Source organism: Vibrio sp. IB15 (assembly GCF_016406055.1).
In the GTDB taxonomy this organism is placed as follows: Bacteria; Pseudomonadota; Gammaproteobacteria; order Enterobacterales; family Vibrionaceae; genus Vibrio; species Vibrio chagasii.
In genome coordinates this window covers 1-8,089 of sequence record NZ_JAEFCE010000101.1, presented here as the reverse complement: position 1 = coordinate 8,089, position 8,089 = coordinate 1, and the positions used below count along the sequence as shown (strand labels likewise).

The window sequence follows — 8,089 nt, the reverse complement described above, 5'->3', positions numbered from 1 at the left end:
CTTCTTGAAGATAAAAGCGGCTTTCCCCGGAAAGCCGCGATGAACCTTTTTATTTTGGCATCGGTAATACTCAAGAGCATAACGGCCTAGTAGTCGTCATCCTCGAGAGGGAAGAATGACTGAGTCCGGGAGCTCTGGTTGAAGGTGATTACCAGTCAACGCCTTGTAGCGCTTTAACACCAGATTCAAATGCGTGTTTTACGTTACGTACCTCTGATACGGTGTCTGCCATTTCAGTTAGTGTGCGGTGTGCACCACGGCCTGTAATGATCACTGATTGCATCTTCGGACGGTTGTTAAGCGCATCAACTACTTCATCTAGCTCAATGTAACCGTAGCTCACCATGTAAGTCAGCTCATCAAATAGAATCACATCAATCGACTCGTCAGCCAGCATGCGTTTACACTCTGTCCATACGCGTTGTGCCGCTTCGATATCTTGCGCTTTGTTTTGCGTTTCCCAGGTAAAACCAGTGCCCATCACCTGAAATTCAACATCTAGCTTTTGCAGGACATTCTTTTCGCCGTTATCCCAAGTGCCTTTAACAAACTGAGCAACCGCACATTTCTTACCGTGGCCTACTGCGCGAGTTATGGTACCAAAGCCTGAGGTCGATTTGCCTTTACCATTACCAGTGATGACCAGTAACAGGCCTTTTACTTCTTGAGCTGCAGCGACACGAGCATCGACTTGTTCTTTTACTTTCTGTTGTCTTGCTTTATGACGTTGTTCTTTGTTGTCTTCAGTCGACATAACAAATCCTTTTAAGTTGTGATTGCGCCTATCATAGCCTAACTTAACGATAGCAAAAACCATCGGAAGAACAGGTGATTACGGATGAAAAAGATACTCGTGGTTTGCATGGGGAATATTTGTCGCTCGCCAACGGGTGAAGCGGTATTACGAAAGAAGGCGAAGCAGTTCAATATTGATGTTCTAGTCGACTCTGCGGGGACGATTGGCTTCCATCAAGGCAGTCCGCCGGATTCACGCTCCAAAGCGGCAGGAGAGAAGCGGGGCTATAGCTTTAAAGGCATTACTTCACGAAAAGTCGTCGCAAATGATTTTGAAGAGTTTGACCTAATACTCGCAGCAGATAGAGCTAACTTGACTGACTTAATGAGCCAATGTCCGGCACACTTGCAATACAAACTGGCGTTGTTTTTGAGTTTCGGTGACTCGCAGTATCAAGAAGTTCCTGATCCGTATTATGGAGAGGGTGATGGGTTCGAACTGGTTTTGGACTTAATCGAAGAATCTAGTGAAGCGATATTAAGGTCGATTTGATATCGAGGGTATAAAGCAGTAGAACGCTTGCACGCGAAGTATAAAAAAGGCCGACATTGAATGTCGGCCTTTCTATATCTAACGTAAAGTGATGTTTAAGATTACTTAGACATTACTTTGTAGATTGGATCTTCTGCTACGTTTGCTTCTACTAAGCTACCTGCTTTGTGCAGCATAGCAACACAGTCTTGGCTTAGGTGACGAAGGTGCAGCGTTTTACCTTGTGCTGCGTAACGCTCAGCAATGGTATCAATTGCTTCAATAGCAGAGTGGTCGGTTACGCGAGAGTTCGCGAAATCAACGATAACGTCTTGTGGATCTTCATGTGCGTCAAATAACTCAAGGAAGTTCGCTGTTGAACCGAAGAAGATTGGACCGTTTACTTTGTACTCTTTTGAACCCGCTTCGTTGATGCAAGTATCCGCGTAGATGTGCTTAGCATGCTGCCATGCAAACATCAGTGCAGATGCAATAACACCCACAAATACAGCAACCGCTAGGTCAGTCATTACTGTCACAACCGTAACAAGAACGATAACGAAGAAGTCTTGCTTAGGTACGCGACGTGCAAGCTTGAAGGTTGCCCATTCGAATGTACCAATAACAACCATGAACATCACACCAACTAGCGCCGCTAGCGGGATCATTTCGATAAGTGCTGAACCGAATAGGATGAACATTAGCAATGCCACAGCAGCAACGATGCCCGATAGACGACCACGGCCACCAGAGTTTACGTTGATCATTGACTGACCAATCATTGCACAACCACCCATCGCGCCAAATACTGAACACGTCACGTTAGCCATACCTTGACCAACACATTCACGGTTAGATTGACCACGAGTGTTTGTCATCTCGTCTAGTACTGTTAGCGTTAGTAGCGATTCGATTAGACCAATCGCTGCAAGGATCACTGCGTAAGGTAGGATGATGTATAGCGTTTCTAGGTTAAACGGTACTGCTGGAATAGAGAAGGTCGGTAGAGAACCCGCCAGCGTTGCTGCTTCGTCACCAGACATAGTACGTAGGAAATCAACAACTGTACGAGTTTCAAGATCAAGACCTACAACCAATGCCGTTACAGTTACGATAGCAACCAATGAAGATGGTACTGCTGTCGTCAGTTTTGGTAGGAAGTGGATGATCGCCATAGTTAGTGCCACTAGGCCTAACATCAGAGTCATCTGGTCGCTTGGTAGCCAAGTTAATGCACCTGTTAGATCCGGTGCTTTGAATTGACCAAGTTGAGCTAGGAAAATAACGATAGCTAAGCCGTTCACGAAACCAATCATTACTGGGTGTGGAACGATGCGGATAAATTTACCTAGCTTGAAGACACCTGCTGCAATTTGCAGTAGGCCAGCTAGCATAATTGCCGCGAATAGGTATTGAACACCATGAGTTGCAACTAGGCTTACCATTACAACAGCCATCGCGCCAGTCGCACCAGAAATCATGCCTGGGCGGCCACCGAAGATTGAAGTGATAAGACCTACGATGAATGCTGCGTACAGACCAACCATTGGGTCAACGCCAGCAACAAAGGCGAATGCTACAGCTTCAGGTACCAGAGCAAGTGCTACGGTAAGGCCTGACAGTACGTCATTCTTTACAGAGTGCTTAGAAAATTGTGGGAATTCGAACATGTGTGCTCAGCTATGCTTAAAATGGATTTACCGACACGAGTGTATTGCGTAGCTAAACAGTGATGAAAAAGAGCGGCAATAGCTAAGTGTCGAAAAGATAAGTGCGCGAATGCTACCCAAAATTGTGACTAAGTTCAAGGTAGAACCCAATTTTGAGTAATATATCTATTAATTTTTATTCGATTAGCAGATAAGAAAAAGGCTGCTTAAATAAGCAGCCTTTGATTCGATTTTCTAATGATTACTCAGTAGTAAAAACTAGTAGTTTGGCTTAGTCATGCCTGCACCAGCTTTGTTTGACGCGACCTGACTGCCTGCACCTTTTGGTACAAAACGTTCAGTGCGGAACGGTGCTGCAACCACTTCAATCTCTTTGATCTCTTGAGGACCAGGAGCTTTAGTCATTGGTGAGCCCGCTTGCTTTTTCGCAACCGTTGCTTTTGGCGTTTCTGCTTTTGCAACAGGCGCTTCTTCAACTTTCACTTCAGCTTTCGGTGCTTCAACTACTTTTGCTGGTTCAACTACAGCCGCTTCAGCTTCAACTGCTGGTGCTTCAGCAACTGCTTCCTCAGCTTTCACAGTCTCCACTGGTGCTTCAACGACTGGAGTTTCAACGACAGGTGCCTCAACTTTCGCTTCGACAACCACTGGAGCTTCTTCAACAACAGCAGGAGCTTCAGTTACTTTAGCTTCAACAACTGGTGCTTGAGTTACTGCAGTCTCTTCACGGCGGATAATCACTTTACCCATTGCCAGTTCAGGACATGCAAAACCGCCAGCCATTACAACGCTGCTTTGTGGAGCTGCCTCTTGAGCGACATTTTGCTCTTGAGTATTAACCACTGTTTGCGTTTCAACTGCTACTTCTGCCACTTCAGGTTTTGCCTGTTTGTGGTGAGGTTTCGGAATGAAGCGAGGCATCACTTTACCCATAGCCATCTCTGGAGAAGCTACACCACCTTTACGCAGGCGGAATGGGTTAGGGCGACGATCACGACCGCGACGACGACGTTGACCACTTGCACGTAGGTGACGTGGAGAACGACGGTTACGACGTTGTTTCGGTTCTTCCTGTTCAGACCGCTCGCCATTTGCTTGAGTTGCTTCAACTTGCTGCTCTTGCGCTACTGATTTGTTTTTCGCTGCTGCTTGCTCTTTAGAAACAGATGGTGCTTTTTGTTCCTTAGTTGAGTTTTCAGCAGCGTCTGCTTGAGCTTGCTGGTCTTTAACACGAACTTGCTTGTTCAGCTTACGACGTTGGCGACGCTCTTTGATCTTAGCAGCTTTCGCTTCAGGCTTAGCCTTTGGCGCATCTGACTTACCAGCTTGTGCGTCTGCCGCTAGCTGTAGGCCTTCTTCTGCTAATTTAGATGGTGCTTGCTCTTCGCGTTGCTTCTGCTCGTCACGCTGCTTGTTGCGGCGATCTTGCTTAGGCTTACGAGGTTGACGATTTTGCTGTGGAGCTGCATCTTTCTGCTCTTCAGACTTCTCATCACGTGCAGGCTTGCGACGGCGTTTGTTGTCACGGTTATCGTTACGGTTGTCACCACGCTCACCACGTTGGTTACGGCGGCGGTTATCGTTACGGTCACGGCGTTGACGGTTGCCATTGCGGTTGTTTTTAGGCTTCTCTTCAGTTTGTTTCTCTTCTTGCTTCTCTTCTTGAGTTGAAGAGCCAAATAGGAAACTACCGATAGCCTTAAAGAAGCGACCAATTAGGCCTGATTCTTGTGCTACTGGTTCAGCTTTCTTCTCTTGTGCCGCTTTTGGTGCTGGCGCTGGAGTCGGTGCTGATTGAGCTGGAGCAGCGAAGCCTTTCAGAGCTGGCTCTTCGATCTTCTTAGGGCGAATTGCTTGTTCTGCAGGTTCTTTGCTTTCTGCTTCTTTCAGAGCATCTAGCTTCTTAGGAAGTAGGTAAGAAAGTAGATCGAACTCTTCGCCTTCACGAACACGGATAACCTCAAAGTGCGGTGTTTCCATGTCAGAGTTAGGAACAACAGTGATCTTAACTTCTTGGTTCTTCTCGATGTGGTTTACTGAGCGACGTTTTTCGTTCAGAAGGTAAGACGCGATAGGAACAGGCACAACAGCAAGTACTTGTGCTGTGTTGTCTTTCAGAGCTTCTTCTTCAATCAAACGTAGAACAGACAGTGCTAGAGATTCGTTATCACGAACAACACCAGTACCTGTACAACGAGGACAAATGTGGTGGCTTGCTTCTGCTAGTGATGGGCTCAAACGTTGACGAGACATCTCTAGAAGACCAAAGCGAGAAATTCGGCCAATTTGTACACGAGCACGGTCTAGACGAACGGCATCACGTAGGCGGCTTTCAACTTCGCGTTGGTGGCGAACCGGAGTCATATCGATAAAGTCGATAACAACAAGACCACCTAGGTCACGTAGACGTAATTGACGTGCAATTTCATCGGCTGCTTCTAGGTTAGTGTTAAGTGCTGTCTCTTCGATATCACCGCCCTTTGTTGCACGAGCTGAGTTGATATCGATAGAAGTTAGCGCTTCTGTTGGATCGATTACGATAGAACCACCAGAAGGAAGGCGAACTTCACGTTGGAAAGCCGATTCGATCTGGCTTTCAATCTGGTAGTGACTGAATAGTGGTACTTCACCATCGTACTTCTTAACGCGATTCATGAAATCTGGGCGTATTAGTTGAATGTGCGCTTGAGCACGTTCAAAAATAGTGTTGCTGTCGATTAGAATCTCGCCGATGTCACGACGTAGGTAGTCACGAATTGCGCGAACAATAACGTTACTTTCTTGGTGAATTAGGAAAGGAGCTGCATTTGAATCAGAAGCTTGCTTGATAGCGCCCCAGTGATTCAATAGAACATTTAGGTCCCACTCTAGCTCTTCTGCGCTTTTGCCAACGCCCGCTGTACGCACGATTAAGCCCATACCTTGAGGAAGCTCAAGAGTGCTCAATGCTGCTTTCAGTTGGGTGCGTTCGTCACCTTCGATACGACGAGAAATACCGCCTGCACGAGGGTTGTTTGGCATAAGAACTAAGTAACTACCTGCCAAAGAGATGAAAGTTGTCAGTGCAGCACCTTTGCTACCACGTTCTTCTTTCTCTACTTGTACGATTACTTCTTGGCCTTCTTTTAGCACTTCTTTAATGCTAGGACGGCCTTGGTATGTATAACCTTCAGGGAAGTATTCGCGGGCAATTTCTTTAAGAGGGAGGAAACCGTGACGTTCTGCGCCGTAATCAACGAATGCCGCTTCTAGGCTTGGTTCAATACGGGTAATACGTCCTTTGTAGATATTCGCTTTCTTTGACTCATGACCTGGACTTTCGATATCTAGATCGAATAGTCGCTGGCCGTCAACCAAAGCGACACGCAACTCTTCTTTTTGAGTTGCGTTAATTAACATTCTTTTCATTTAGAAATACTCGTTGTCTTTTCTTATTTTCATCATTGTTCTTATCGCTTTATTTCGTTTCTCATGGTGCCAGATCCCATGGCTTTATCGGTGCAGCCTCCCGGCTGGAGAGGGATGCTCTGGGGCACGTCAGTCATCATAGGGAGTTAGCCTATGATCCGCGATGTGGCGGTGAATACTCAACATGAGCGTACGTGAGTAGAGCGATAAGGGGACTCAGTTGACTGTGTCTTACGCCAATTGCAGCACTGTCTAATCTGAGTTATCTACTCATTTACTTGCTTATGAACGACTGTCTGTTTAAATTTTAGTCAAACCGTTGGTAGCAGCTGTGAACTATAGCAGTGGTCGGTAAACACAGCAATCTGCTTTGTCGGAATGCTGTAAAAAAAACAGTTTTTGTTTGTGTTTTGATAGCTCTAACTCACTGTCTATAAATAATTTATCAATTGATATTTTAATTTGCAGGAATCTTGGTGCTTTTTTGTTCGAAGAATCAAAGAAATATAGAACTTTAGCGACCATTTGGTGGTAGATGATCAAGAATTAAGAGTAAATTAGTTCAGAATAGACCTAAGAAAATCTCAATTATCAAAAGTGACAGTGATACAATAGCGCAATGAGCGAAATTAGAACCCAAGTCCAATTTGTCGATATTGACGAAGATATGGCTGGTCAGCGTATTGATAACTTCTTACGCAACCAATTAAAAAACATCCCGAAAAGCATGATTTACCGAATCGTGCGTAAAGGCGAAGTCCGCGTAAACAAAAAACGCATCAAGGCTGAGTACAAACTAAAAGCTGGTGATTTAGTTCGTATCCCGCCAGTTACCATTGAAGAGAAAGTCGAAGAGAACGTGCCAAGCACGAAACTCAACAAGGTTTCAGAATTGGAACAGTGCATCATTTATGAAGATGATCACATTCTGATTCTAAATAAACCATCGGGCACTGCCGTTCATGGCGGTAGTGGACTTAAGTTTGGCGCAATTGAAGCATTGCGTGCACTTCGTCCTGAAGCTCGCTTTCTCGAGTTAGTGCACCGTATCGATAGAGATACGTCTGGCATCTTGCTTGTTGCTAAGAAGCGCTCGGCGCTAAGACATCTTCAAGCGCAATTCCGTGAAAAAACGGTTCAAAAATACTATTTCGCTTTAGTGATGGGCGAGTGGAAGAACAGCTGTAAGGTGGTGAACGCGCCTCTGCTGAAAAATGAAGTAAACAGTATCGTTCGTGTTAACCCGAATGGTAAAGCCTCGGAAACCCGTTTTAAGGTTTTAGAGAAGTTCAAAGATGCGACACTGATTCAAGCGAGCCCGATTACCGGTCGAACGCACCAAATTCGTGTACACACTCAATATACGGGCCACCCAATAGCATGGGATGACCGATATGGTGATCGTCGTTTTGATGCTTACACGGGAAAGGTTGGGTTGGATCGTTTGTTCCTACATGCAGCAAACATCAAGTTTACGCATCCGGGTAGCGAAGAGAAGATGGATATCTCAGCTCCGATGGAAGCGCGATTAGAAAAAGCGCTGACTGGTTTACGTAAGCTTTAAGAAGATACGAGATACGAGATACGAGATACGAAGGTATAGAGTGTCTCTAAATTTGTTCTTCAGTATCTATAATTGAGAAAGGTTGACGAATTTCGTCAACCTTTTTTGTTTGTGCTTGTTACAAGAGATCCCCAACTCGCTCAATGGTATGGACTCCCCACCTCAACTGACAGCGTCAGC

At 45.6% G+C, this 8,089-nt stretch carries 5 protein-coding genes; 2 read left to right on the top strand and 3 right to left on the bottom strand.

Annotation, left to right across the window (positions count from 1 at the left end):
• Window positions 1-148 precede the first annotated feature (148 nt).
• Window positions 149-754, bottom strand: a complete 606-nt coding sequence (gene cobO, locus JC606_RS22360) for a cob(I)yrinic acid a,c-diamide adenosyltransferase (protein WP_137408096.1) — start codon at window positions 752-754, stop codon at window positions 149-151.
• Between the two features lie 84 nt (window positions 755-838).
• On the opposite strand from cobO, the gene JC606_RS22355 reads away from it, so the two are divergent.
• Complete coding sequence (locus JC606_RS22355; RefSeq protein WP_137408097.1) at window positions 839-1,288, top strand: low molecular weight protein-tyrosine-phosphatase; 450 nt, start codon at window positions 839-841, stop codon at window positions 1,286-1,288.
• Between the two features lie 101 nt (window positions 1,289-1,389).
• On the opposite strand, the gene JC606_RS22350 is transcribed toward JC606_RS22355, so the two are convergent.
• Together JC606_RS22350 and rne are read right to left on the bottom strand one after the other, a co-directional pair.
• The gene (locus JC606_RS22350; RefSeq protein WP_008220276.1) at window positions 1,390-2,937 is read right to left on the bottom strand and encodes a SulP family inorganic anion transporter; all 1,548 of its coding nucleotides are present in this window, start codon (window positions 2,935-2,937) and stop codon (window positions 1,390-1,392) included.
• Between the two features lie 258 nt (window positions 2,938-3,195).
• Window positions 3,196-6,345, bottom strand: a complete 3,150-nt coding sequence (gene rne, locus JC606_RS22345; RefSeq protein ID WP_198779473.1) for a ribonuclease E — start codon at window positions 6,343-6,345, stop codon at window positions 3,196-3,198.
• A 619-nt stretch (window positions 6,346-6,964) separates the two neighbouring features.
• Between rne and rluC the strand changes: the two genes are divergently transcribed.
• Window positions 6,965-7,909: a 23S rRNA pseudouridine(955/2504/2580) synthase RluC gene (gene rluC, locus JC606_RS22340; protein WP_198779472.1), complete on the top strand. Its 945-nt coding sequence runs from the start codon at window positions 6,965-6,967 to the stop codon at window positions 7,907-7,909.
• Window positions 7,910-8,089: the final 180 nt, after the last annotated feature.